The 24,968-nt window shown below is 71.7% G+C and carries 21 protein-coding genes and 1 tRNA gene; 14 read left to right on the plus strand and 8 right to left on the minus strand.

Features of this window, described 5'->3' with window-relative positions; translation table 11 throughout:
- Nucleotides 1-584 precede the first annotated feature (584 nt).
- The 4 genes from BIU98_RS03885 to BIU98_RS03900 are packed head-to-tail and all read left to right on the plus strand — an operon-like array spanning nucleotide 585 to nucleotide 4,649.
- Entirely contained in the window at nucleotides 585-1,628 is a 1,044-nt protein-coding gene (locus BIU98_RS03885; RefSeq protein ID WP_071271753.1) for a glycosyltransferase family 2 protein, read from the plus strand.
- Nucleotides 1,629-1,633: 5 nt separating this feature from the next.
- Entirely contained in the window at nucleotides 1,634-2,461 is an 828-nt protein-coding gene (locus BIU98_RS03890; protein ID WP_071272081.1) for a CDP-alcohol phosphatidyltransferase family protein, read from the plus strand.
- A 59-nt stretch (nucleotides 2,462-2,520) separates the two neighbouring features.
- Entirely contained in the window at nucleotides 2,521-3,366 is an 846-nt protein-coding gene (locus BIU98_RS03895; RefSeq protein ID WP_254787786.1) for a glycosyltransferase family 2 protein, read from the plus strand.
- A gap of 50 nt (nucleotides 3,367-3,416) precedes the next feature.
- Nucleotides 3,417-4,649, plus strand: coding sequence for a CDP-glycerol glycerophosphotransferase family protein (locus BIU98_RS03900; protein ID WP_071271759.1), 1,233 nt, complete (start codon nucleotides 3,417-3,419; stop codon nucleotides 4,647-4,649).
- Between the two features lie 39 nt (nucleotides 4,650-4,688).
- Here BIU98_RS03900 and BIU98_RS03905 read toward each other — a convergent pair whose 3' ends face one another.
- From BIU98_RS03905 to BIU98_RS03920, 4 genes are all read right to left on the minus strand, one after another.
- The gene (locus tag BIU98_RS03905; RefSeq protein WP_071271762.1) at nucleotides 4,689-4,991 is read right to left on the minus strand and encodes a hypothetical protein; all 303 of its coding nucleotides are present in this window, start codon (nucleotides 4,989-4,991) and stop codon (nucleotides 4,689-4,691) included.
- Nucleotides 4,992-5,106: 115 nt separating this feature from the next.
- Nucleotides 5,107-5,877 (minus strand): ABC transporter ATP-binding protein, encoded by a 771-nt coding sequence (locus BIU98_RS03910; RefSeq protein WP_071271765.1) that lies wholly within the window; start codon nucleotides 5,875-5,877, stop codon nucleotides 5,107-5,109.
- A complete protein-coding gene (locus BIU98_RS03915; protein ID WP_083392949.1) occupies nucleotides 5,877-6,698 on the minus strand; it encodes an ABC transporter permease in 822 nt (273 codons plus the stop codon). The genes BIU98_RS03910 and BIU98_RS03915 overlap by 1 nt, the downstream gene beginning before the upstream one ends.
- A gap of 40 nt (nucleotides 6,699-6,738) precedes the next feature.
- Nucleotides 6,739-7,434, minus strand: coding sequence for an NTP transferase domain-containing protein (locus tag BIU98_RS03920; protein WP_071271772.1), 696 nt, complete (start codon nucleotides 7,432-7,434; stop codon nucleotides 6,739-6,741).
- A gap of 340 nt (nucleotides 7,435-7,774) precedes the next feature.
- Here BIU98_RS03920 and BIU98_RS03925 point away from each other — a divergent pair, with 340 nt between their 5' ends.
- From BIU98_RS03925 to BIU98_RS03935, 3 genes are all read left to right on the plus strand, one after another.
- Nucleotides 7,775-9,103 carry an ATP-binding cassette domain-containing protein gene (locus BIU98_RS03925; RefSeq protein WP_368073033.1) on the plus strand — a complete coding sequence of 443 codons (1,329 nt, stop codon included), beginning with the start codon at nucleotides 7,775-7,777 and terminating at the stop codon, nucleotides 9,101-9,103.
- A complete protein-coding gene (locus BIU98_RS03930; protein WP_071271775.1) occupies nucleotides 9,079-10,653 on the plus strand; it encodes a hypothetical protein in 1,575 nt (524 codons plus the stop codon). The genes BIU98_RS03925 and BIU98_RS03930 overlap by 25 nt, the downstream gene beginning before the upstream one ends.
- Nucleotides 10,654-10,807: 154 nt before the next feature.
- Nucleotides 10,808-11,071: a DUF3039 domain-containing protein gene (locus BIU98_RS03935; RefSeq protein WP_071271778.1), complete on the plus strand. Its 264-nt coding sequence runs from the start codon at nucleotides 10,808-10,810 to the stop codon at nucleotides 11,069-11,071.
- 4 nt (nucleotides 11,072-11,075) lie between these two features.
- On the opposite strand, the gene BIU98_RS03940 is transcribed toward BIU98_RS03935, so the two are convergent.
- On the minus strand, nucleotides 11,076-12,362 hold the full coding sequence (locus BIU98_RS03940; RefSeq protein ID WP_083392951.1) for a nicotinate phosphoribosyltransferase: 1,287 nt from the start codon (nucleotides 12,360-12,362) through the stop codon (nucleotides 11,076-11,078).
- Nucleotides 12,363-12,502: 140 nt separating this feature from the next.
- Between BIU98_RS03940 and murI the strand changes: the two genes are divergently transcribed.
- The 3 genes from murI to rdgB all read left to right on the plus strand — a co-directional run bounded on the left by murI (nucleotide 12,503) and on the right by rdgB (nucleotide 14,736).
- Complete coding sequence (murI, locus tag BIU98_RS03945; RefSeq protein WP_071272090.1) at nucleotides 12,503-13,342, plus strand: glutamate racemase; 840 nt, start codon at nucleotides 12,503-12,505, stop codon at nucleotides 13,340-13,342.
- A 75-nt stretch (nucleotides 13,343-13,417) separates the two neighbouring features.
- Entirely contained in the window at nucleotides 13,418-14,149 is a 732-nt protein-coding gene (gene rph, locus BIU98_RS03950) for a ribonuclease PH (RefSeq protein WP_071271781.1), read from the plus strand.
- Nucleotides 14,146-14,736, plus strand: a complete 591-nt coding sequence (gene rdgB, locus BIU98_RS03955) for an RdgB/HAM1 family non-canonical purine NTP pyrophosphatase (protein ID WP_071271784.1) — start codon at nucleotides 14,146-14,148, stop codon at nucleotides 14,734-14,736. The genes rph and rdgB overlap by 4 nt, the downstream gene beginning before the upstream one ends.
- 135 nt (nucleotides 14,737-14,871) lie before the next feature.
- On the opposite strand, the gene BIU98_RS03960 is transcribed toward rdgB, so the two are convergent.
- The 3 genes from BIU98_RS03960 to BIU98_RS03970 form a co-directional block, all read right to left on the minus strand.
- Nucleotides 14,872-15,555 carry a DedA family protein gene (locus BIU98_RS03960; protein ID WP_071271787.1) on the minus strand — a complete coding sequence of 228 codons (684 nt, stop codon included), beginning with the start codon at nucleotides 15,553-15,555 and terminating at the stop codon, nucleotides 14,872-14,874.
- A 114-nt stretch (nucleotides 15,556-15,669) separates the two neighbouring features.
- A tRNA-Leu gene (locus BIU98_RS03965) sits at nucleotides 15,670-15,752 on the minus strand.
- 199 nt (nucleotides 15,753-15,951) lie between these two features.
- On the minus strand, nucleotides 15,952-17,244 hold the full coding sequence (locus BIU98_RS03970; RefSeq protein WP_071271790.1) for an MFS transporter: 1,293 nt from the start codon (nucleotides 17,242-17,244) through the stop codon (nucleotides 15,952-15,954).
- Nucleotides 17,245-17,287: 43 nt separating this feature from the next.
- Here BIU98_RS03970 and mnmA point away from each other — a divergent pair, with 43 nt between their 5' ends.
- From mnmA to BIU98_RS03990, 4 genes are all read left to right on the plus strand, one after another.
- Nucleotides 17,288-18,394: a tRNA 2-thiouridine(34) synthase MnmA gene (mnmA, locus tag BIU98_RS03975; RefSeq protein ID WP_083392952.1), complete on the plus strand. Its 1,107-nt coding sequence runs from the start codon at nucleotides 17,288-17,290 to the stop codon at nucleotides 18,392-18,394.
- 66 nt (nucleotides 18,395-18,460) lie between these two features.
- Nucleotides 18,461-20,815: an NAD-dependent DNA ligase LigA gene (gene ligA, locus BIU98_RS03980; protein ID WP_071271796.1), complete on the plus strand. Its 2,355-nt coding sequence runs from the start codon at nucleotides 18,461-18,463 to the stop codon at nucleotides 20,813-20,815.
- Nucleotides 20,816-21,048: 233 nt separating this feature from the next.
- Complete coding sequence (locus BIU98_RS03985) at nucleotides 21,049-22,359, plus strand: alpha/beta hydrolase (RefSeq protein WP_139200552.1); 1,311 nt, start codon at nucleotides 21,049-21,051, stop codon at nucleotides 22,357-22,359.
- 185 nt (nucleotides 22,360-22,544) lie between these two features.
- On the plus strand, nucleotides 22,545-24,950 hold the full coding sequence (locus BIU98_RS03990) for a transglycosylase domain-containing protein (protein WP_083392953.1): 2,406 nt from the start codon (nucleotides 22,545-22,547) through the stop codon (nucleotides 24,948-24,950).
- Nucleotides 24,951-24,968 lie beyond the last annotated feature (18 nt).

Genomic DNA, 24,968 nt, shown 5'->3' on the forward strand with positions numbered 1-24,968 from the left:
GCTGGCACCGTGCCTCCCGTCTGTGCGTCCCGGCCATGTCTGGATCGAGCGGGCGATATGCCGCGGTGTGTGCCGGGCCGGACGCCGGGTTTCCGCCCGCTCGCCGTCGGGAAGTCGAGCGGGCGAAATGCCGCGGTGTGTGCCGGGCCGGACGCCGGGTTTCCGCCCGCTCGCCGTCGGGAAGTCGACCCCGCGCTTCCGCCCGCTCACCCGCGGGGAGCCGAGCGGGCGAAATGCCGGCGTGCAGGGCGGGCCGGACCCCGCGTTTCCGCCCGCTCGCGCCCGGGGAGTCGACCCGGCGCCTCCGCCCGGTCGCCGTCGGGAAGTCGAGCGGGCGAAATGCCGGCGTGCCTGCCGGGCCGGTCGCCGGGTTTCCGCCCGCTCGCGCTCGGGGAGTCGAGCGGGCGGAATGCCGGCGTGCCGGCCGGGCCGGACCCCGCGTTTCTGCCCGCTCGCCCGTGTCTGGATCGAGTGGCGGCGGCGCGGGGGAGCGGCGCGGGTGGGCGCGCAGGGTGGCGACAGGTGGGCGTGTCTGGGGATTGATAGGCTGCAGGTCGCTCACCGCCAGGACCCCGAGGGATCGCATGCAGACAGACGGACAGCGCCTGCCGGGCGTCTCGTACGTGATGCCCGTCCTGAACGAGGTGACCGAGGTGCGCGCCGCGGTCGCGAGTCTCCTCGACCAGGACTACGCGGGGCCGTTCGAGGTCGTGCTGGCGCTCGGACCCTCCATCGACGGCACGAACGAACTCGTGGCCGAGATGAGCGCCGCCGACCCGCGCATCCGCGCCGTCGACAACCCGGTGGGCTCCACGCCCGCCGGCCTCAACGTTGCGATCCGCGCCTCCGAGCACCCCGTCGTGGTCCGGGTCGACGCGCACTCGGTGCTGCCGCCGGACTACACGCGCATCGCCGTCCGGACCCTGACCGAGTCCGGTGCGGACAACGTCGGCGGCATCATGCGCGCTGAGGGCCGCACGCCGTTCGAGAAGGCGGTGGCGCTCGCGTACGGCAGCCGCGTGGGCCTCGGCGGGACGCCCCACCACGTCGGCGGCCAGGCCGGACCGGCCGAGACCGCCTACCTCGGCGTGTTCCGACGCGACCGCCTGTTCGCGGTCGGACTGTTCGACGAAGGCATCAAGCGCGGCCAGGACTGGGAGCTGAACCGGCGGTTGCGGACCACCGGCGGCACCGTCTGGTTCACGCCGGAGCTCGTCGTCACCTACCGCCCGCGGCCCAGCCTGAAGCGTCTGATCCGACAGTTCGTCGCCACGGGGCTGTGGCGGGGCGAACTCGCACGACGGTTCCCGGCGGGCAACGGCCTGCGGTACTTCGTGCCACCGGTGATGGTCGCCGGACTCGGCCTCGGGCTCGTCGCAGGGATCGTCGGCGTCATCGGTGCGGCGCTCGGCAGCGGTGCCGCGTGGGCGCTGCTCGGCTTCGTCGTCCCGGCGGTCTACCTGGTGTTCGTCGTCGTCGGAGCACTCGCGGTCTCCCGACGTTCCGACGCAGCCACACGGGCGTGGCTGCTCGTCGTCCTGCCCTGCATCCACATCGGCTGGGGGGTCGGGTTCATCGTCGGGTTCCTGACGCGGACCTCCGAGCTGACGACCCACACCGGACGGTGACGCACGTGAGCGACCCCCAGCACGACCGCGGCGAACGCGGCTACGCCCACCCCACCTCCATCGCCGAACTCCGCGCGGTGGCGCAGCCGGACGAGGTCCGAGCACGCGCCAACGCCGAGCACTGGACCGCGTCGCTGTACCTCCGGGACATCTCGCCGTACCTGACGTGGGTGCTGCTGAAGACCCGCGTCAGCGCGAACCAGGTGACCGGCCTGATGATCCTGGTCGGGTGGTCGGTCGCGGCGGCACTGCTCATCCCGGGGATCTGGGGCGCCGCGCTGGCGCTCGTGCTCGGGCAGCTCCAGATGCTCGTCGACTGCTCGGACGGCGAGGTCGCCCGGTGGCGCGGTACCCGGTCGCCCGCCGGGGTGTTCCTCGACAAGGTCGGCCACTACACGACCGAGGGACTCATCCCCATCGCCCTCGGCGTCCGCGCGGCGACGTGGCCGATCCACGGCGCGGACTGGATGTGGACGACGATCGGGTGCGCGCTCGGCCTGGTCATCGTGCTGAACAAGGCGCTCAACGACATGGTGCACGTGGCACGCGCCAACTCCGGCCTGGAGAAGCTCGTCGACCGCCGTGACGCCTCTACGGCGCCGTCCGGCCGACGTCTCGCCTCGCTCCGCAAGGTCGCGCGTTTCCTGCCGTTCCACCGGCTGTACCACTCCGTCGAGCTCTCGATCCTGGCGTTCGTCTTCGCACTGATCGGGCTCGTCGTCGGGCACCCGCTGATCGACCGGGTCCTGGTCGGTGCGCTCCTGCCGCTGGCCGTCATCGCCACCGCCGGGCACTTCCTGGCGATCATCTCCTCGAAGCGGGTCCGCGCGTGACCCCGGCTACCGTCAGGCGGCACGCGGTCCCACACCGCGAGCGACCCCGCATCGCGGTCGTGAGCCTGTCCCAGGGCACGCGCCCCGACGACCTGCGACGAGGTCTCGACAGCGTGCTCGCGCAGCAGGGCGTCGAGCTCGACGTCGTCTGCGTCGGCAACGGGTGGGAGCCGACGGGGCTGCCGGACGGCGTCCGAGCACTGGCACTGGCGGAGAACGTCGGGATCCCAGCAGGACGGAACGCCGGCGCCGAGGTGGTCGACGGGGACTACGTGTTCTTCCTCGACGACGACGCCTCGATCCCCTCGGAGACGTTCCTGCGGGACGCCGTGGCGCTGTTCGAGCGTGACCCGTCGCTCGGGCTGGTGCAGCCCCGCGTCGTCGACCCGTCCGGTGCGGCGAACCCCTCGCGCTGGGTGCCGCGCATCCGCAAGGGCGACCCGACCGAGTCGTCGCCGGTCTTCTCCGTGTGGGAGGGCGCCGTCGTGCTGCCCATGGACGTGTACCGCGCCGTCGGGGGCTGGGGAGCGCCGTACTTCTACGCGCACGAGGGCATCGAGCTCGCCTGGCGCGTCTGGGACGCCGGCCGTCGGACCTGGTACGCCGGGGACCTCGTCGCGCACCACCCGGCGATCGACCCGGCCCGCCACAGCGAGTACGTCCGGCTGAACGCCCGGAACCGTGTCTGGCTCGCGCGGCGCAACCTGCCGGCCCCACTCCGACCGGTCTACGTCGGGTCGTGGGCCGTGATCCAGGTCCTGCGCTGGTGGCGGCATCCGCGTCGCCTGCGGGTGTGGTTCGACGGCGTCCGCGAGGGCTGGTCGAGCGACTGTGGTCCGGCCCGCCCCATGGGCTGGCTCACCATCGGTCGGATGACCCTGGCCGGTCGCCCACCCGTCGTCTGACCCGGTCCCGACCCCGACCGCCATCCCGCACCACGAGAGAGCAGCGCAGCATGTCGATCCTCAGCGACGCCCGCACTGCCGTCCGGCTCGTCCGACGGCTCCTGCGGTCCCGATCGAGCCGGCGGGACCTGGCACGTCGGCTCCCGGCGCAGGAGCGGCTGGCGCCGGGGAGCGTCGAGGTCGCCGTGTACTTCGCGGACGGACCCGTGAACATGTACCAGGTGCGGCAGTGGTATGCGCCGCTCGCGGAGCTGTCGCGGACGCACCGGGTCGCGATCGTCTCGCGGAGCCCGGGGACGATGCTCACGCTGCTCGACGAGGCACCCGTGACGGCGGTGTACGCGCGTCAGGTCGTGGACCTGGAGCGGTTCGTCGATGAGCAGGCGCCGAAGCTGGTGCTCTACGTCAACCAGAACGCCCGCAACTTCCAGATGATGCGGTACGGACGCATGTGGCACGTCTTCGTCAACCACGGCGAGAGCGACAAGATGTACATGACGACGAACCAGTTCAAGGCGTACGACTACGCCTTGATCGCCGGTGAGGCTGCTCGTGACCGCCTGTCCGAGGCGCTCTGGGACTACGACGTCGACCGCCGGGCGATCGCGATCGGGCGTCCACAGGCCGACCACTTCGCCGGGAAGCCGCCGTACCCGGCCGACGACCGCACCGTCGTGCTCTACGCACCCACCTGGGAGGGGGACCGGGAGGCGGCCGCGTACGGGTCGATCGCGACTCACGGCACCACCATCGCCGACCGGGTCCTCGCGTCGCCCCGCCACCGTCTGGTCTACCGTCCGCACCCGCGCAGCGGCGTCGTGGACGCGGCGTACCGTGCCGCGCACGAGCGCATCGTCGCCGCGATCGCCGCCGCCAACGCCGCGGACCCGTCGGCGCACCACGTGTACGACGACGGGCCCGGGCTGGGCTGGCAGCTCGCCGACGCGGACGTCGCCATCACGGACATCAGCGCGATGATCTACGACCGACTCGCAGTGGGGAAGCCCCTCATCGTCACGCGGCCTGTCGCGCCAGGAGCCGACGTCGACGAGCGCGGCTACCTGACCGCGGCGAACTGGCTGCTGGCAGAGGACGCCGACCAGGTGGTGGCCCGTGTGGACGCGGCGGCCCACGACGCGAGCCAGCTGGCTGACCTGCGACGGTGGGTGGAACGGTACTTCGGGGACACGACGCCCGGCACCGCGACGGCCCGCTTCCACGACGCCATCGAGCGGCTCATCGCCCGCTGGCACGAGGTCGCTCGGGACCGCGGCGCGGCCTGACGTACGGCGACGAGCCGCCGCGAGCGGTGTCGGTCGTCGTCAGGGTGCCATGCCCGGCCCGACGAGCGACATGCGCCACAGGTACTCGGAGCGGTCTGGGCGGCGCCAGCGGACGATGACCACGCCGGTCTCGTCGGGGGCGGCGCCGAAGACGGCGATGCCCAGGCTGCGGCCGGGGTCGAGTCGGCGGACGACGAGCGGTGGGCAGTACCCGGTCCCGAGGTGGGTCAGGCTGAGGCCGTCGACGGGTTCGTCACCGATGTTGACGAGGTCGTAGCGGCGCGGTGCGGCCGTGCGGTCGACGGCGAAGGGGACAGCGTAGGCGGTTGGTGTGGTGGGCATGTGGGTGAGGGTAGGGGGAGGGTCCGACGGTGGGGGTGCGGGGGCAGCTCCGGGGGCGTGGGGTTGTGGAGGGGGTGCGGGGTGGGCGGGTTGTGGTGGGGAGGCGCCGCCTCGCTCAGACCCCGTAGTCCGCCGAGTAGCGCGCCAGGGCGTCCTCGATCGGACCGTCCAGCTGCAGGCGGCCCTTGTCCAGGTACAGACCGCGGTCGCAGAAGCGCCGCAGGTCCTTGTCGCTGTGGGACACGAAGAACAGCGTCCGACCGCCGGCGAGCAGTTCCTCGATGCGCTTGTAGCACTTCTCGCGGAAGGCCTTGTCACCGACCGCCAGGACCTCGTCGACGAGGATCACCGGCTCGTCCAGCCGGGAGATCACGGCGAACGCGATCCGCACCTTCATGCCGCTCGACAGGTGCTTGTACGGGGTGTCGACGAAGTCGCCGATCTCGGCGAACTCGATGATCTCGTCGAAGTCGGCGCGGATCTCGGCACGGGTCATGCCGTGCAGCCCCGCCGTCAGGTAGACGTTGTCCCGCACCGAGAGGTCGCCGACGAACCCGCCGGTGATCTCGATGAGCGGCGCGACGCCGGCGCCGACGTGCACCCGGCCCTCGTCCGGCAGCATCACCTGGGCGACGAGCTTCAGCAGGGTCGACTTGCCCTGCCCGTTGCGACCCACGACCCCGATCGCTTCGCCGGGGCGGACGTCGAAGGAGACGTGGCGCAGCGCCCAGAACTCGTCCCCGCGCTTGCGTCGGGCCCGTCCGCCGAAGAGGTCCTTGAAGCTGCGACTGGCACGACGGTTGCGCTTGAACCGGATGCCGGCGTCACGCACGGAGATGACCGGCGCCGCTGTCGTGGCCGACGGGCTGGACTGGGTGGCGGTCATCACAGCTCCTTGAGGACGCGGTGTTCGCTGCGTCGGAAGACCACGAGGCCCACGGTGACCACGACCGCCGTGATGACGACCGACACGAGGACCTCGAACCAGTCGAGCTGGCCGGGGAAGAAGGCCGACCGGTAGATCCCGAAGATGCCCGTCAGCGGGTTGACCGCCGCGAGGTCGTGCAGGGAGTCGGGGAGCGCCTGCGTGCTGTAGATGATGGGCGACGCGTAGAAGGCGAACCGGAGCACCAGCTTCACGGCACGCTCGAGGTCGCGGAAGAAGACGACGAGCGGGGCCACGATGAGTCCGAGTCCGTAGACGAGCGCGCACTGCAGGACGATCGCCAGCGGGTAGAGCACGACCTGCCAGTGCACCTGAGCACCGGTCGCGATCACGAAGACCGCGAGCACGGGGAGGCTCAGGAGGAACTCGATGCCCTTCGACGCCACGACCCTGGCGACCCAGATGCTCCGCGGGATCGTGGTCGAGCGGATGAGCTTGGACTCCTTGATGAACGCGCGCGTGGAGTCGGACACACTGCCCGTGAACCACATCCACGGCAGCAGGGCGGCCAGGAGGAACACGATGTAGGGCTCTTCACCGACCGAACCGCGATGGAACACCTGGGTGAAGACGAACCAGTAGATCGCCGACATCACCAGCGGGTCGAGGATCGACCACACGTACCCGAGGGCGGACGTCGAGTACCGCACGCGCAGGTCGCGTTTGGTCAGCAACCAGAGCGCATGACGATAGCGCCGAGCCGCTCCGCGTGCCGCCGGTGCGGCGGTCTGCGGTGCGGTCGGCGCACTCGTTGTCGTCATGGGGTCCTTCCGGCCGGGATCACCGAGAGGAGACCGATGCTCAGGCGAACAGCTCGTTCGCGCGCTCGAGGTCCTCGGCGAAGTCGATCTCGACCGCGTAGAGGTCGGAGATGTCGATCGGCGTCCAGCGTAGACCGTCCTCGGCGATGGCTGCCTCGATGCCGCCCTCGAAGTACTCCTGGTCGTCGACCCGGCCGAGGTGGTGGATCAGGGCCTGCTTGTCGGCTGCGGCGACGTAGTTGATGCCGACGGCTTCACCGAGCCCACCGACGACCTGCTTCGAGAGCTTCTGGATGAAGCCCTCGGCGTCGACGGTGTACTTGACCTCTTCGTCGGAGACCTTCTCGGTGTTGACGCTGACGAAGGACCGCTTCTGGTCCATCATGTCGGCGGCCCGGACGAGCGCACGCGGGTCGAAGACCACGTCGCCGTTCATCCAGAGGACGCCGTCCTTCCCCGTGGCCTTGAGCGCACGGAGCAGGCTCTTCGAGGTGTTGGTGGAGTCGTAGGACTCGTTGTGCACGAAGGAGGCGTCCGGGAAGGCCTCGATGATGTACTCGGACTTGTAGCCGACGACGACGGTCACCTTGGCGCGCGAGCCGAACGCGGCGCGGATGTTGTCGAACTGCTGCTGCATGATGGTGCGGCCGTCGCGGAGCTCGGTGAGCGGCTTCGGCAGGCTGCGCCCGAGGCGGCTGCCCATCCCCGCTGCGAGGATGACGATCTGCGTGGTCATGGTGGTCCCTTCCGGTGTCCGCCCGCGCGCCCTGGGGCACGGGCGGGCCTTCTCGAGTCTGCTCCAGGTGCATCCGAATCGTCCGTGAGCCGCGCCGGACGGTGCGTCCGGCGGCTGTGCGGCGATCGAGCCGAGCAGGTTTCCAAGTGGTGAACACTCCGTCGTGCCCCGGTGAATCATACGGAAAGTCCTGCCCAGAGCGGGCTTCGGCGGTGGATCGTGGTCATTTCGTGACACTGGCAAGTCCGCTTCGTCGATGTCCGTCCTGCGTTGGTACGGTTGGCGCGTGGTGGCTGCTGGGGAGAACGAGGACGTGTACGCGACGTCGGATGCTGCCTGGATGACGGAGACGACCGAGATCGACGACGCGGCCGACGCCGCCGAGGCTGCGGCCGACCGCGCGGACGCCGGGTACGTGTCCGATGACGACACGGCCGGTGATGACACGGCCGAGCACGACACGGGGGAGCAGGATGCGGACGACCGCCGGGGACACGACGGCATGAGGGACGAGAGCGTCGCCATGGAGGCTCACCAACCGGTGGTCCTGCCGGCTGCGGTCGGTTCCAGCACGACCAAGCAGCCGCGGGCGAAGCGTCCTGGGCGCGCGACGCGGCCGCAGGGTTCGGCAGCGTCGACGACGTCGGGTGCGGCTACGGGACCGGCCACGAACGGGACGCGACCCGACGAGGGCAGCCGCGCCGAGCCTCCAGTCCGGGACGAGACGACGGTCCGGGACGACGCGACGGTCCGGGACGACGCGCCGGTGCGGGACGACGCGCCAGTCCGGACCGACGCGACCGACGGCCCAGCGCCGCGCGCCACCAAGAAGGTGAGCGGCGCGACCACGAAGAAGCGAGCTCCGCGCCAGACGCCCGCCCAGCGCGCCGGCACGTCCGCGCCGCAGCAGCCCGTCGTGCTCCGCGCGGACGGCCTGGTGAAGCGGTACGGCCAGACCCTCGCGGTCGACGCCGTGGACCTCGAGATCCGCCGGGGCTCGATCTTCGGCGTCGTCGGGCCGAACGGCGCCGGCAAGACCACCACGCTCTCGATGCTCACCGGCCTGCTGCGCCCGGACGCCGGCACCGCGACCGTGCTCGACCACGACGTGTGGGCGGACCCCGCCGCCGCGAAGCGCAGCATGGGTGTGCTCCCCGACCGGTTGCGCCTGTTTGACCGACTCACCGGTGCGCAGCTGCTCTACTACTCGGCCACCCTCCGCGGACTGGACGGCAGGACGGCCCGCACGCGGAGCGCCGACCTCGCCGAGGCCTTCGGGCTCGGGGACGCGCTCGGACGCCAGGTCGCCGACTACTCCGTCGGCATGGCGAAGAAGATCGCCCTCGCCGCCACGCTGATCCACTCGCCGCGCGTGCTCGTGCTCGACGAACCGTTCGAGTCCGTCGACCCGGTCAGCTCGGCCACCATCGTCGAGATCCTCCGCCGGTACACGCAGGGCGGCGGGACCGTCGTCCTGTCGAGCCACTCGATGGAGCTCGTCCAGCGCACGTGCGACTCCGTGGCGATCATCGTCGGCGGGAAGGTGCTCGCGTCGGGGACGATGCCGGCGGTCCGCGGGCGGAAGAGCCTTGAGGACAAGTTCGTCGAACTCGCCGGAGGGCGCGTCGTCGCAGAGAGCATGGAATGGTTGCACAGCTTCTCCGGCTGAGGGCCGACCTGCTCGCGGGCGAGGTCCGTGGCAGTGCCAGGCGCTCGGTGCTCGTGGTGCTCGGCAGCCTCGTCGGGCTGGTCGTCGCCGTCCTGGTGGCGGCGGCCGTCATCGACCTCCGGACCGCCGACCCCGCCACGGCGCGCGCCGTCATCGTCCCCGTCGGCATGCTCGTCACGCTCGGGTTCACGTTCGTCCCCCTCGCCCTCGGCGGCGCCGACCAGTTCGACCCGCGGCGGTTCGCGGTCTTCGGGCTCCGCCGGCGCGACCTGACGGTCGGGCTCGCCGTTGCCGGACTGCTCGGTGTCCCGGTCATCGGCGCCGCGCTCGTGGCGGTGGCGCAGTCGGCCACCTGGATGCGCGGTGCCGGCAGCGGTGTGCTCGGGGTCGTCGCGGCGCTGCTCGTCGTCGCCACGTGCGGACTGCTCGTCCGCGTCGGGTGCACGCTCGGCGCGTGGCTGATCGGCTCGCACCGACCGGGCCGCGACGCGGGCTGGTTCGTGGCGTTCGTGGTCGTCGTGCTGCTCGTGCCGGCCGTCCCGCTGCTGCTCGGTGCGGACTGGCTCGACCCGCGCAGCGCCGAGCTGCAGCGCATCGCCGACGTCGCCGGGTGGACGCCGTGGGGCGCCGCCTGGGCAACACCGGCCGACGTCGCCGCCGGGCACGTGGGGCAGGGCGTCGCGAAGCTCGTGGTCGCGATCGTGGTCGTCGGCCTGCTCGCCTGGGCCTGGTGGGGTCTCGTCGGCCGCCTGACCCGGACCGTCGACGACCGGACCACGACGCGCACGCACCGGACGCTGGGCTGGTTCGACCGCCTGGGGTCCACCCCGGTCGCCGCCGTCGCCGCCCGCGCACTGACGTACTGGGGACGTGACCCGCGCTACCGGACGTCCTACCTGATCCTGCTGTTCGTGCCGATCGTGGTCGTCCCGCTCGGGGTCGCCGGCGTGCCCTGGCACTGGACGGCCCTGGTGCCGCTGCCGCTCATGGCGGTGATCGCGGGCTTCCTGCCGCACAACGACGTGGCCTACGACAACACGGCCGTCTGGCTGCACGTGGCCTCGGGGGCTCCCGGGTGGAGCGACCGGCTCGGGCGGCTCACCCCGCTGCTCGTCGTCGGGGTGCCGCTCGTCGTCGCGGGTTCGTGGCTGTCCGCATGGCTCTTCGGCGACCTGACGGCCTTCCCGCTGCTGGTCGGCGTGTGCGTGGGGGCGCTGCTCATCGGGCTCGGGATCTCCAGCGTGGTGTCCGTCCTGCTGTCGTACCCGACGGTGCGCCCGGGCGACCGACCGTTCCAGCAGCCGCAGGCCGCCGGGGTCACGTCGACGGTGTCGCAGTCGGTGACGATCATCGGCATCCTGGTGTTCTCGGTGCCGGCCGTCTGGCTCGCGGTGCTGGCGTTCCTGGAGGACTCGCGGTCGTCCGGGGTGCTCACGCTCGTCGTCGGGGTGGGCGTCGGTGTCGTCGTGCTCGTGGTCGGGGTGTTCGCGGGCGGGCGGGCCTTCGACCGGCGCGGGCCCGACCTGCTCGCGGCGGCGCTGCGCAACTAGCGCAAGCGCCCGCCCGCGCCTCCGCTCGTCCGTCGAGGGAGCAGCAATCGTCGAGTCGGTGCCGCCGACCCGACGTCTTCTGCTCCCTCGGAGACGCGCACGCGCTCCCTCGGAGAAGCGCACGCGCCACCCGCGACCGTCGTACTCTTGGACCATGAGCATGACGGAACCCGGCGGCGGCGGACTCGACGTGATGGACCGCGAGCTCGAGAAGCTCCTCGAGGAAGAGGCGATCGAGCCCGGCGACCACGAGCGGTTCTCGCACTACGTCAAGAAGGACAAGATCCTGCAGTCGGCCATGAGCGGCAAGCCCGTGAAGGCCCTGTGCGGCAAGAAGTGGATCCCGGGCCGTGACCCCGAGAAGTTCCCGGTCTGCCCCGACTGCAAGGCCATCTACGAGAAGATGAAGTCCGAGTAGCAGCTCAGACGATCAGCGTCGGGATCGCCGGGTCGCCCCGGCCGATCCGGGCCGCGTCTGCGGGCAGTTCGGCCTTCGCACCCTTGTGGTGGGCCCGCGCGGCCTCGACCCCGCGTTCGCCGAGGAACGCCGGGTCGACCTCCCCGTGCGTGACGACGGGCACCATCAGCGCCCGCTCGTCCGTGCCGAGGGAGCCTGACGTCCGCACGACCTCGGCCGTGGCGATGCCGTTGCGGAGCCGACGTCCGGCGTCCTTCCGGCCACCGATGGACGCCTTCTCGGCGGACTTCTTCGCCACCGACACCCACTCGCCGGTGTCGGTCTGGTGTGCGACGAGCTTGAACACCATGCCGGCCGCCGGGTGCCCGGAGCCGGAGACGACCGACGTGCCGACGCCGTAGGAGTCGACCGGGGCCGCCCGGAGCGCGGCGATCGTGTACTCGTCGAGGTCGTTCGTCACGGTGATCTTGGTGCTGGTCGCCCCGAGCCGGTCGAGCTGTGCGCGGACGCTCGCCACGACGGACGGCAGGTCGCCGCTGTCGATCCGGACGGCCCCGAGCCGCCCGGAGGTCAGGCGGACGGCGGTGTCGACGGCCGCCTCGATGTCGTAGGTGTCGACGAGCAGGGTGGTGCCGTCGCCGAGGGCGTCGAGCTGCGACCGGAAGGCTGTCTCCTCGGAGTCGTGCAGCAGGGTGAACGCGTGCGCCGCGGTCCCCATGGTCGGGATGCCCCAGGTGCGCCCGGCCTCGAGGTTGCTCGTCGCGCCGAACCCGGCGATGTACGCAGCGCGGGCAGCGGCGACCGCGTTCCACTCACCGGTGCGGCGGGAGCCCATCTCGGCGAGCGGGCGTCGGTCGGCCGCGGACACCATGCGCGCGGCGGCCGAGGCGATGGCGGAGTCGGCGTTGAAGATCGACAGCGCGAGGGTCTCGAGCAGCACGGACTCGGCGAAGGTGCCCTCGATCTGCAGCACGGGGGAGTTCGGGAAGAACACCTCGCCCTCGCGGTACGCGCGGACGTCGCCGGTGAACCGGTAGTCGGCCAGCCACGACGCGGTGCCGCCGTCGATGACGCCGCGGCCCTGCAGGAACGCGATCTCGTCGTCGCCGAACCGGAACTCGGTCAGCGCGGTCAGGAACCGTCCGAGCCCCGCCGCGACGCCGTACCGGCGCCCGTCGGGCAGTCGCCTGGCGAACACCTCGAAGACGCAACGCCGGTCGGCGGTCCCGTCCTTCAGGGCGGCGTCGACCATGGTGAGTTCGTACTGGTCCGTCAGGAGCGCGGTGGTCACGTGATCGACACTACAGAAACCCGGACTGTGGGCCCACGCCGCCGGTTCCGGGGCGACGCGCCAGCGGCGGCCCGGCCGTGCCGGTGGGGAGGCTCGGGGTGACGCCCGGCACGTCGGTGCGCGTCGGTAGGCTGGTCGCCGTGACGGATGCACCGATCGGAGTCTTCGACAGTGGCGTCGGCGGCCTGACGGTCGCCCGCGCGATCATCGACCAGCTCCCACGCGAGAGCATCCGGTACGTCGGGGACACCCTGCACTCGCCGTACGGCCCGAAGCCGATCGCGGACGTCCGTCGCTACGCGCTGCAGGTCATGGACGACCTGGTCGAGCAGGGCGTGAAGGCGCTCGTGATCGCGTGCAACACGGCGTCCTCCGCGGTGCTCCGCGACGCCAGGGAACGCTACGAGCAGGCGTACGGCATCCCCGTGGTCGAGGTCATCCAGCCCGCGGCCCGCGCTGCCGTCAAGCAGACCAGGACCGGCCGGATCGGTGTGATCGGCACGGTCGGCACGATCGCGTCCCGCTCGTACGAGGACGCCTTCGCGGTCGCCGCCGACGTCACCCTGTCGCTCGCGGCGTGCCCGCGGTTCGTCGAGTTCGTCGAGGCCGGGGACACCTCCTCGCCCGAGCTGCGGGAGGTCGCCGCCGGGTACCTCGCGCCGATCCGGGCCGCCGACGTCGACACCCTCGTGCTCGGGTGCACCCACTACCCGCTGATGTCCGCCGCGATCCAGTACGTGATGGGGCCGGACGTCACCCTGGTCTCGAGCGCCGAGGAGACCGCCAGCGACGTCTACCGCCGTCTGGTCGAACACGGACTGGAACGCACCACCACCGAACCGCCGACCTACGCGTTCGAGGCCACCGGCGACGACGAGGACGCCTTCCTGCGGCTCGCCCGCCGGTTCCTCGGCCCCGAGATCGTCAACGTCGGTCACCTCGAGACCGGCGCCATCACGCTTCCCCGCGGGCGGCTCTGAGCGGCGACCAGCCGCCTGCCGCCGCCCGCCCCGACGACCCGCACCGAGCCTCCAGGCCGGACCGAGAGGAACACCATGACCACCCGCATCGACGGCCGCCAGGCCGAGGAACACCGTCCCGTCACGATCGAACGCGGCTGGAGCACCCAGGCCGAGGGCAGTGCCCTCATCTCCTTCGGCAACACGAAGGTGCTCTGCACCGCGTCCTTCACCAACGGCGTGCCGCGCTGGATGGCCGGCAAGGGCACCGGCTGGGTCACCGCCGAGTACTCGATGCTGCCGCGCTCGACGAACGAGCGCATGCAGCGCGAGTCGATCAAGGGCAAGGTCGGGGGCCGCACGCACGAGATCTCGCGGCTCATCGGCCGGTCGCTCCGCGCGGTCGTCGACATGAAGGCGCTCGGCGAGAACACCCTGGTGCTCGACTGCGACGTGCTCCAGGCCGACGGCGGCACCCGCACGGCGTCCATCACCGGGGCCTACGTGGCGATGGCCGACGCGATCGAGTGGGGCCGCGGCAAGGGCTTCATCGCGAAGAAGGCGACGCCGCTGATCGACAGCGTGCAGGCCATCTCCGTCGGGATCGTCAAGGGCGAGCCGATGCTCGACCTCGCCTACACCGAGGACTCCAGCGCCGACACGGACATGAACATCGTCACGACGGGCTCCGGCAAGTTCATCGAGGTGCAGGGCACCGCCGAGCACGCGCCCTTCGACCGGGACGAGCTGAACGTGCTGCTCGACCTCGGGCTCGCCGGCAACACCTCGCTCGCGGCGATCCAGAAGACCGCGCTGGGGCTCGCGTGACGCGCGCCGTCGTCCTGGCCACGCACAACCAGGGCAAGGTCGTCGAGCTGCGGGACATCCTCGGCGACGCACTGGGTGCCGGGGTCGAGCTGCAGGGCTACGACGGCCCAGAGCCCGTCGAGGACGGCGACACCTACGCGGCGAACGCGCTCATCAAGGCGCGGGCAGCGGTCGCGCACACGGGGCTGCCGGCGCTGGCCGACGACTCCGGCATCGCGGTGGACGCCCTCGGAGGAGCACCGGGCATCCACTCGGCGCGGTACGCGGGCACCCGTTCGGACGCGGACAACATCGCGTTGCTGCTGACGAACCTCGAGGGCGTCGTGGAGCGGACGGCGGCGTTCGTCTGCGCTGCCGCGTTCGTCACGCCCGCCGGGGTCGAGCACGTCATCGAGGCCGTGTGGAACGGCGAGGTCCTCACCGCGCCCGTCGGTGACGGCGGCCACGGGTACGACCCGGTCTTCCAGCCGGACGACGCGGACAGGTCCTCGGCGGAGCTGACCCGGGCGGAGAAGAACGCGCTGTCGCACCGGGCGAAGGCGTTCCGTGGGATCGCCCCGATCGTGCGGGAGTACTTCGCGGAGTAGCGCGGTGCCGCGCCGGTGCGGCGCGGCCGCTATGCGGCGGCGGCGGCGGTGCCGGTTGGATCCGCACACCAGAAACCGCCTCGCGCCACGGAAGTCCGTGGTTCGAGGCGGTTTGTTCTGCGGGGTCGATCCACGCTACTCGGCGGAGATCCCCTGCTCGTGCTTCTTCGCCTTGCGCACGTTCCGGAAGTAGGTGAGCACCATCGGGACGACCGTGACGACGACGGCGGCGAGCAGGATCACGTCGATGTACTCGCGGACGATGTGCGCCACGAACGGGATGTGGCCGATGAAGTACCCGAGGAACGTCACGCCGACGCCCCAGATGACCGCGCCGATCGCGTTGTAGAGCGAGTACTTCTTGTAGTCCATCCGCCCGACACCGGCGGCGATCGGGGCGAACGTGCGCACGACGGGCACGAAGCGCGCGAGGATCACGGCGAGGGCGCCGAAGCGGTGGAAGAAGGCGTTCGTGCGGTCGACGTTGGCCTTGGAGAACAGACCGCTCTCCTTGCGCTCGAAGATCGGCGGACCGGCCTTCTTGCCGATGAAGTAGCCGAGCTCACCGCCGAGGAACGCGGACGCGCCGATCATCAGCGCGGCGACCCAGATCGGGATCCCGCCGATCTCCCCGCCGCGGTCGAACGCGAACAGGCCGGTGATGACGAGCAGGCTGTCGCCCGGGAAGACGAAGCCGATGAGCAGGCCGGTCTCGGCGAACACGATCGCGCAGACCACGAGCACGGCCACGGCCCCGAAGTGGTCGAGGATGTACTGCGGATCCAGCCATGGGATCAGGGCGAGTGCGACGCTGTGCATGCTTCTTCCGGTCGTGCTGGTGCGGGGACGGGAGGGTCACCCGCAGGACGAGGGTACAGCGCGGGTGTGTCCGGCCCGTCCCCCGGCGGAATGAGATGCGGGTCGACGCACGTGTGGTGCGGAAGGAGGGACTCGAACCCTCACGCCTGAGCACAGGAACCTAAATCCTGCGTGTCTACCGATTCCACCACTCCCGCGAGCACCGACAGCGTACCGGTGGCCCGGCCGGCGCGACCGTTCGGGTGCCGGTGCGCACGGTGCGCGTCTGCTCGGCCGGTGCGAGGTTGCGCACCCCGTGCGGACACAGGAGCGCGCACGGGGTGCACAACCTCGCACGGAGCGGACCCGCGGTACGCGGCCCGCGGCACCCGCGGCACGCGGCGCGCGCGGCAGCGCTCAGCGCAGGCGGCGGGGCAGGTACCGCGGCACGTAGCGGAGCAGGACACCGGCCCCGACGAGTCCGAGCACGCCCATCACCCCGCTGGCGACGGCGATCGTGGCCACGGCGGTGATGCCCGAGATGAGGAGCGGTGCCGCCGCCTGCCCGAGGTCGCCCGTGAACCGCCACGCCCCGAGGAACGGCGCCGGGTTCCCCCGTGGGGCCAGGTCGGCACCGAGGGTCATCAGGATCCCGGACCCGACGCCGTTCGCGAGCGACATCCCCATGGCGATCCCGACGAACCACCCCACGCGGGCGTCGAGGTGCCCGCTCCACGCGAGCAGGAAGTAGCTGATGCTGAGCCCGAGCATGCACGGCAGGGCGCTCGCGAGCCGTCCCCACCGGTCCATGATCTGACCGCTCGTGTAGAACAGCGCGAAGTCGACCGCACCCGCGATGCCGATGACCAGGGCTGCGGTCGCGTCGTCGAGTCCGACGCTCACGGCCCAGAGCGGCAGGATCACCTGCCGTCCGGCACGCATCGCGCCGATCAGCCCCGCCCCGCTGCCGAGTCGCAGCAGCACGGCACGGTTCGCGGCGATGGTGCGGAACAGGCCGTGCGACTCCTGCTGCACCAGGATCGCGCCCGTGTCGGTCGCGTCGCCTCCGGCGGTCCCGTCCTGGCCGTCCGGACGGGAGGCTCGGGTCGGCCGGCGCAGACCGCGCACGCCCGTCGCGGGGTCGCGCAGCACGAGCAGGGTCACCGCCGCCGCGAGGCAGCAGACCACGTGGATCCAGAAGGCGCTCTGGGTGGTGCCGGTGAGGTGGACGACACCGGCGGCGATGAACGGGCCGACGAAGTACCCGAAGCGGAAGACCCCACCGAGGCTCGACAGCGCCCGGGCCCGGACGGCGAGGGGGATCGCGGTGGTCATGTAGGCGTGCCGTGCCAGGGCGAAGACGGCGGTGGACAACCCGACCAGGAACACCCCCACCGCGAGCACGACGGGGTTCGGCGCGACCGTGCAGACGACCAGGCCGACGACGGACACCAGCGCGGCGCCGATCATCGCGTTGCGCTCGCCGATCCGTGCCACGACGACCCCGGACGGCACGTCGCCGATGAGCTCACCGACCAGGATGAGCGACGCGACGAAGCCGGCGATCGCCAGGCTCGCCCCGAGGGAGTCGGCGGCGATCGGGATGATCGGGATGATCGCGCCCTCACCGATCGCGAAGAGCGCGGCGGGCAGGAACCCGGACAGCAGCACGGCCTTGAAGTCGAAGGGGGAGGGCTCGGCAGTCGTCATCGCGGACTCCACGGTACGCCCGGGGCGGAGTTACCCTGGACGCATGCGTGTTCTGGCGGCGATGAGCGGTGGTGTCGACTCGGCGGTGGCCGCGGCCCGGGCGGTCGATGCCGGCCACGACGTGGTCGGGGTGCACCTGGCCCTCAGCCGGATGCCGGGGACCCTCCGCACCGGCACCCGCGGGTGCTGCACCATCGAGGACTCGATGGACGCCCAGCGTGCCGCGTCGGCCCTCGGGATCCCCTACTACGTGTGGGACTTCTCGGCGCGGTTCAAGGAGGACGTCGTCGACGACTTCGTGGCCGAGTACCAGGCCGGTCGCACCCCGAACCCCTGCATGCGCTGCAACGAGCGGATCAAGTTCGCCGCGCTCCTCGAGAAGGCACTGGCACTCGGCTTCGACGCCGTCTGCACCGGGCACTACGCCTCGATGGTCACGGGACCGGACGGCTCCCGCGAGCTCCATCGCTCGGCGGCGTGGGCGAAGGACCAGTCGTACGTGCTCGGCGTGCTGACGGCTGAGCAGCTCCAGCACGCGATGTTCCCCCTCGGGGCCACCCCGTCCAAGGACGAGGTCCGTGCCGAGGCCGCGGCCAGGGGACTGACGGTCGCGCAGAAGCCCGACTCCTACGACATCTGCTTCATCCCCGACGGCGACACCCGCGGCTGGCTCGCCGACCGCGTGGGGACCGCTCCCGGCGACGTGGTGGAGCGCGACGGCACCGTCGTCGGCGCGCACGAGGGCGCCACGGGCTACACCGTCGGGCAGCGCCGCGGGCTGGCACTCGGTCGGCCGGCACCGGACGGCAAGCCCCGGTTCGTGCTCGAGATCCGCCCGAAGGACAACACCGTCGTGGTCGGACCGAAGGAGGCGCTCGCCGTGTCCTCGATGGCCGGCTCCCGGTTCACCTGGGCCGGTTCCGCACCCGCCGACCCGACGACCCCCTTCGCGTGCGACGTGCAGATCCGCGCGCACGCCGACCCGGTGCCCGCGACCGCCCGGGTCGAGGCCGACACGCTCGTCATCGACGTCGACGAGCCGCTGCACGGGGTGGCGCCCGGGCAGACCGCGGTCGTCTACGTCGGCACGCGGGTGCTCGGGCAGTGCACGATCGACACCACGGTCAGCGCCGTCCCCGTCGAGGCCTGAAACCCGCCGCTCCCGGGGTGCGCGGCCGCTGACGCCAGGGTCGGTGGCTCCCTGTAGAACTGTTCCATGAGCGAGACCGACGCCACGTTCGAGAACATCGACCCCGCCGAGCTCGACGCCGCCCAGGGGCAGCGCGAGGTCGACCGGCTGCGGGCCCTGGTGAACGAGCTGCGGCACGGCTACTACGAGGACAACGCGTCCCCGGCGAGTGACGCCGAGTACGACGCGCTCATGCACCGGCTCGACGCGATCGAGCAGCGCTTCCCGGAGCTCCTGACCGAGGACAGCCCCACGCAGACCGTGGGCGGGCAGGCGCAGACCACGCAGTTCGCCCCCGTCGAGCACGCCGAGCGCATGCTGAGCCTCGACAACGTGTTCAGCCCGGACGAGCTCACCGACTGGGCGGTCAAGGTGCAGCGCGACGCCGGCGCCGAACGCGTCCGGTTCCTCACCGAGCTGAAGATCGACGGCCTGGCGATCAACCTCCGCTACGAGCACGGCCGGCTCGTCACGGCGGCCACCCGCGGCGACGGCGTGGTCGGCGAGGACGTCACCGGCAACGTGCGCACGATGGGCACGATCCCCGACCGCCTCAGCGGCACCGGGCACCCGCCCCTGGTCGAGGTCCGTGGCGAGATCTTCTTCCCCGTCGAGCAGTTCGACGAGCTGAACGCCCGGCAGCGCGACGCGGGGGAGCGCCTCTTCGCGAACCCGCGGAACGCTGCCGCCGGGTCCCTCCGCCAGAAGGAGGACGGCAAGTCCCCGGCGAAGCGCGAGCTGATGGTCGACCGGCTGCGGCGACTCCGCATGCTCGTGCACGGCATCGGCGCCTGGCCCGTCGCCGAGCTCGAGCGGGACACCGACGTCCGCTCCCAGTCCGAGGTCTACGAGCTCCTGCACACGTGGGGGCTGCCCACCGGCACGCACCACCGCGTCTTCGACGGCATCGACGACGTGCTCGGCTTCGTGAAGGACTACGGCGAGCGGCGTTCCGCGGTAGAGCACCAGATCGACGGCATCGTGATCAAGGTCGACGACCTGGGCCTGCACGAGGAACTCGGTTCGACCTCGCGGGCGCCGCGCTGGGCGATCGCGTACAAGTACCCGCCAGAAGAGGTCCACACGAAGCTCGTCGACATCGTCGTCAGCGTCGGGCGCACCGGGCGTGCCACGCCGTTCGCCGTGATGGCCCCGGCCGAGGTCGCCGGGTCCGTCGTACGTCAGGCCACGCTGCACAACCAGCAGGTCGTGAAGGCGAAGGGCGTCCTCATCGGCGACACCGTCGTGCTGCGGAAGGCCGGCGACGTCATCCCCGAGGTCCTCGGCCCGGTCGAGGAACTCCGCGACGGCACCGAACGCGAGTTCGTGATGCCGACCGAGTGCCCGGAGTGCGGCACCACCCTCGCCCCGGCGAAAGAGGGCGACATCGACCTCCGCTGCCCGAACGCGCAGAGCTGCCCGGCGCAGGTCCGCGGGCGCGTGGAGCACATCGCGTCCCGCGGGTCGCTCGACATCGAGGGCCTCGGCGAGGTCGCCGCGGCCGCCCTGACGCAGCCCCTCGCCCCCGAGGACCCGCCGCTGCGCACCGAGGCCGGGCTGTTCGACCTGACCATGGAGGACATCGTCCCGATCGAGGTCATCGTCCGCGACGCCGAGACCGGCATGCAGAAGACCGACGACGCGGGCGTCCCGAAGCGCGTCACGCCGTTCAGCCGCGCGCGCAAGAAGACCGACCCGCCCTTCGACCCGGACGCCCACGGTGCCGACTACACCGGCGAGCCGAGCCGCTACCCGTCGAAGAACGCCTTCGAGATGCTCGCGAACATCGACGCCGCCAAGACCAAGCCCCCGTGGCGCATGCTCGTCGGGCTGAGCATCCGGCACGTCGGTCCGGTCGCTGCCCGGGCGCTCGCGAACCACTTCGGGTCGCTCGACGCCATCCGGTCGGCCTCGAGGGAGGACCTCGCGGCCGTCGACGGCGTGGGCGGGATCATCGCCGACGCCCTCCTCGACTGGTTCGCGGTCGACTGGCACCGGGACATCGTCGACCGGTGGACTGCGGCCGGCGTGCAGTTCAGCACACCCGGACACCCCGGTCCTGGCGCCGCGACGACCGACGGCGGCGTCCTCAGCGGCGTCACGGTCGTCGCGACGGGCTCCTTGGAGGGGTACACGCGGGAGGGCGCCCTCGAGGCCATCATCGCCGCGGGGGGCAAGGCGGCATCGAGCGTGAGCAAGAAGACCGACTTCGTCGCGGCCGGTCCGGGCGCGGGCTCGAAGCTGACGAAGGCGGAGCAGCTGGGCCTGCGGATCATCGACGCCGAGCAGTTCGCACTCCTCGTGACCGAGGGTCCGGCGGCACTCGCCGACCCCGCCGAAGCGGACGCCGACGAGCCCGCCGACACGCCCGACGAGGACTGACTCGACGCACAAGCACGTTCCGGCCCCGAGCGCACGGCACGACGCGCCGAAACCCGGTCCCCAATTCGGGGTACAAGTTGCAACGAGCACGGCCGATTCTGGCCATTCCTCCGTAGACTCGACAGAGCATCACCTGTCGTCTTCAGGGAGACGACTGGAAGGCCTTCCCGGGGGAGACCGGTTTGCTGTTCGTCGCCGCTGCACTGTTCACCGCCTCGATCCACTCTCTCGGAGTGCTCGAGTCGTCCATCGCGCCCGTGCTCACCACGCACTCGGCGGTCCACGTCGCCGCCGATCCCCATGATCCAGGAACCGCGCCGGGGCTGGTCATGACCGGGGGACGAGCCACGCTCGCCGACCTCGCAGGTTCGCGCGGCCGGCCGTACCTCGACGACCTCGCGGCGCTCGCTCCGGACGTCCTCGGCACCGCTGACCAGGACGCCCGCGTCGTCGCGACCGCGATGGACGACCCGCCGGCGCCCGCGACCGTCATGACGTGGTGGGCCGGCCTCAGCGATGCCGACCACATGCGGCTCGAGCAGCACGCACCCGTGGTCGTCGGGAACCTCGAGGGCGTCCCGTACGCCGTCCGCGGCCGGGTGAACCGCGCCGTGCTCGACGCGGGGCTGCGCGACCCGCACGCGGACGCGTCCCGGACGGCGATGCTCGGGCAGGTCCGCGACGCCCTGGTGCAGGAGGCCACCGGTGCCCGTCGCTCCCTCATCACGCTCGACACGCGGGGTGCCGGGCGTGCGGCGATCGCGATCGGCGACCTCGACACCGCCGCCGACGTCACGGTGGTCGTCCCCGGGATGTTCTTCACCGTGACGGGGCAGATGGCCGACTTCACCAACACCGCGAACACGCTCTGGGGCGAGCAGGCGACCCTCGCACCCGTGGCGGCACCCGCGGCGGGGAACGGCGTGGCGGTCGTGGCCTGGATGGGCTACCGCACGCCGGACCTGTCGAACATCCTCTCGCTCGACCTCGCCAGGAGCGGCGCCGTGCGGCTGGAACGGGCCGTCGGTGGGCTGCGCGAGATGCGGGACGGCGCCCAGCCCCGCCTCGGGATCGTCGCCCACTCGTACGGCTCGACGACGGCGCTCATGGCGCTGGCCTCCGGGCGGATGAGCGCGGACAGCCTCACCGTGCTCGGGTCCCCGGGCAGCGACGTGCGGAACGCCTCGGACCTCGCGGTCGCCGCGGGCCAGGTGTTCGTCGGGGGAGCGCACTGGGACCCCGTCGCTGGTTCCGGGTACTTCGGCACCGACCCGGGCTCGGCGGGGTTCGGCTCCACCGTGCTCGACCTCGCCGGTGGCGTCGACCCGGCGGACGCCGGGGACGCGTTCCGCCGACCGGTCGGCCACAACGACTACCTCAAGCCGGGCACGGCCTCGCTGCACGACGTCGCCCTCATCGCCGTGGGGCGTGGCGACCTGGTCCGCGATGGCGTCCGGCACGGCGGAGGCCGCGGCGAGGGCGTCGTGCAGGCGTCACCCGACATGTACCTCGTCCGTCCGCAGGACCTGCAGCCCCGCGACTGACGTGAGCCGCCCGATGGCGGACGTGACCGGATCGTGACCGGAGCGGCGGGACGGGCGCGAGCCCAGCCTCCAGGCCGTTCCGCGGGGGGTGCCGGGCCGCACCTCCACGAGAACCTGAGTGGCGGTGCAGCCAGGACGGCCGCGGGAGCGGCCCCGCCCCAGGACCGCTCCCTACCGTGCGGACCATGCGTGTCGTTCGATGGCCTGGTGCCCTCCTGATGTTCGCCGTGATGTCGGTGCTCGCCGGTCTGCTCGTCGCCGTCGCGGTGACCCCGGGGGTCGCGGTCGCCGGCGAGGGGGCGTCCGGTGCGGCGGCGTTCTTCGAGGACCTGCCGAGCTACCTCGACGTCCAGACGCCGCAGCAGGTGTCCTCGGTGTACGCCGAGCAGGGCGGGCAGCAGGTGAAGATCGCGTCCTTCTACGCCCAGAACCGCACCATCGTCCGATCGGACGAGATCGCGACGACCCTCAAGCAGGCCGCGATCGACACCGAGGACCCGCGCTTCCACGACGAGGGCGGCATCGACGTCATCGGGACCATCCGCGGCGCACTCGCGACGAGCGTGGGCGGCGACGTGCAGGGCGGCTCCAGCATCACGCAGCAGTACGTCAAGAACGTGCTCGTGCAGCAGTGCGAGCAGCTGACCGGCAAGGACGCCGCGGCCACCACCAAGAAGGTAGCCGCCTGCTACGACAAGGTCGCCGGCGTGACGAAGGCCAGGAAGCTGCAGGAGATCCGCTACGCGATCGCGGTGAACAAGAAGTACACGAAGACGCAGATCCTGACCGGCTACCTCAACATCGTCGGCCTCGGCGGGCGGGTGTACGGCGCGGAGGCCGGCGCCCAGTACTACTTCGGTGTGCACGCGAAGGACCTCTCGCTGGTGCAGTCCGCGACCCTCGTGGCGATCCTCAACAACCCGGCGAACCTGCGCATCGACCAGCCGTCGGACACGCACAACGGGTCGGCGAACGGGTACGCCGCCACCAAGGAACGACGTGACTACGTGCTCCGGCGGATGGCCGCGCACCACTCGATCACGGCGACCGCCGAACGGAAGGCGATCGCGACACCGGTGCAGCCGCACATCACGCAGACCGCCAACGGCTGCTCCGCGGCCGCGACGGACCACGACGCCGGGTACTTCTGCGACTACGTCCGTGCCCAGGTGCTGCAGGACCCGGCGTTCGGCAAGACGGTTCCCGAGCGGATCGCGACGCTCGACACCCGCGGCCTGCAGATCCACACCTCGCTGGACCTCGACCTGCAGGGACAGGCGCAGAACGCCCTGTCCTCGTACGTCCCCACGACCATGGCGGGTGTCGACGCCGGCGGGGCGAACGTGACCGTCGAACCCGGCACCGGGCGGATCCTGTCGATGGTGCAGAACACCACGTACACGCAGTCGGACGCCCCGACGCCGGGGTCGTCGGCGGTGAACTACAGCGCCGACCAGGGCTTCGGCAGCTCCGGCGGGTTCCCGACCGGGTCGACGTACAAGGTCTTCACGCTGGCGGAGTGGCTCGCGAGCGGGCACACGCTGTCCCAGTCCGTGACGACGACCGAGCACTCGTTCCCGCAGTCCGAGTTCACGAACTCGTGCATCGGGCTCGGGGGAGCGCCGTGGCAGGTCGCGAATGCGGAGGACGTGCCGGCGAGCATGACCGTGCAGGACGCCACCACGGAGTCGATCAACACCGCGTTCGGCGCGATGGCGAAGCAGCTCGACCTCTGCAAGATCGCCCAGCTCGCGCAGTCGATGGGGATCCACCAGGCCAACGGGGCGGCGCCGGACTCGAACCCCGCCTCCGTCCTCGGGACGAACCCGCTGTCCCCGGTCGACCTGGCGGAGGCGTACGCCGGGTTCGCCAACGGCGGGACGGTCTGCACGCCGACCGCGATCGACTCCGTGACCGCAGCTGACGGCACGACGATCCACCCGACACCGGCGGTGTGCAAGCAGGGCGTGAGCTCCGAGGTGGCCGGCACCGTCGACCACGCGCTGCAGGGGGTCCTGAGCGGCAAGGGGACCGCCGCCTCCGCGAACCCCGGCGACGCGGTCCCGAAGTTCGCCAAGACGGGGACCACGGACGGCGACGAGCAGAACTGGCTGATCGCGTCGACGACGAAGTACACGAACGCCACCTGGGTCGGCAACGTGCAGGGCCACGTGCGCCTGGCGAACTGGCCCTTCCTGCAGGGCACGACCGGGTACAGCGCCAAGTTCGGGATCGCGAAGTCGATGATGGGCTACCTCGACGCGCACGTCGGCGGGGACGCGCTGCCGGCGCCGGACCAGGCGCTCATCGGGACGCCGTCGCGCGCGAAGGCCGCGCCAGCTGGGGTCGCGGCCGGTGGTGCTGGTTCGACCGGTGGGGCCGGTTCGACCGGTGGTGCCGGTGGCGCCGGGGCCACCCCGGCTGCGCCCGCCGCCGCTGGTGCTGCTGGTGCCGATGGTGCTGCCGCGCCGGCGGGCGGTGCTGCTGCCCCCGCGGCCGGTGCGGCCCCGGCTCCCGGGGCTGGTGCTGACCCCGCTTCCGGGGCTGGTGCTGACCCGGCTCCTGGTGCCGGTGCTGACCCGGGGCACTGACGACGACCGCCTGGAGGC

The organism is Curtobacterium sp. MMLR14_010 (genome assembly GCF_001865015.1).
Lineage (GTDB): Bacteria > Actinomycetota > Actinomycetes > Actinomycetales > Microbacteriaceae > Curtobacterium.

Bases quoted from the DNA above. Each gene is read 5' to 3' on its own strand.
- BIU98_RS03885 (WP_071271753.1), top strand. From the start codon at position 585: ATGCAGACAGACGGACAGCGCCTGCCGGGCGTCTCGTACGTGATGCCC.
- BIU98_RS03900 (WP_071271759.1), top strand. From the start codon at position 3,417: ATGTCGATCCTCAGCGACGCCCGCACTGCCGTCCGGCTCGTCCGACGG.
- BIU98_RS03905 (WP_071271762.1), bottom strand. From the start codon at position 4,991: ATGCCCACCACACCAACCGCCTACGCTGTCCCCTTCGCCGTCGACCGC.
- BIU98_RS03910 (WP_071271765.1), bottom strand. From the start codon at position 5,877: ATGACCGCCACCCAGTCCAGCCCGTCGGCCACGACAGCGGCGCCGGTC.
- BIU98_RS03915 (WP_083392949.1), bottom strand. From the start codon at position 6,698: ATGACGACAACGAGTGCGCCGACCGCACCGCAGACCGCCGCACCGGCG.
- BIU98_RS03920 (WP_071271772.1), bottom strand. From the start codon at position 7,434: ATGACCACGCAGATCGTCATCCTCGCAGCGGGGATGGGCAGCCGCCTC.
- BIU98_RS03925 (WP_368073033.1), top strand. From the start codon at position 7,775: ATGACGGAGACGACCGAGATCGACGACGCGGCCGACGCCGCCGAGGCT.
- BIU98_RS03930 (WP_071271775.1), top strand. From the start codon at position 9,079: ATGGTTGCACAGCTTCTCCGGCTGAGGGCCGACCTGCTCGCGGGCGAG.
- BIU98_RS03935 (WP_071271778.1), top strand. From the start codon at position 10,808: ATGAGCATGACGGAACCCGGCGGCGGCGGACTCGACGTGATGGACCGC.
- rph (WP_071271781.1), top strand. From the start codon at position 13,418: ATGACCACCCGCATCGACGGCCGCCAGGCCGAGGAACACCGTCCCGTC.
- BIU98_RS03960 (WP_071271787.1), bottom strand. From the start codon at position 15,555: ATGCACAGCGTCGCACTCGCCCTGATCCCATGGCTGGATCCGCAGTAC.
- BIU98_RS03970 (WP_071271790.1), bottom strand. From the start codon at position 17,244: ATGACGACTGCCGAGCCCTCCCCCTTCGACTTCAAGGCCGTGCTGCTG.
- mnmA (WP_083392952.1), top strand. From the start codon at position 17,288: ATGCGTGTTCTGGCGGCGATGAGCGGTGGTGTCGACTCGGCGGTGGCC.
- ligA (WP_071271796.1), top strand. From the start codon at position 18,461: ATGAGCGAGACCGACGCCACGTTCGAGAACATCGACCCCGCCGAGCTC.
- BIU98_RS03990 (WP_083392953.1), top strand. From the start codon at position 22,545: ATGCGTGTCGTTCGATGGCCTGGTGCCCTCCTGATGTTCGCCGTGATG.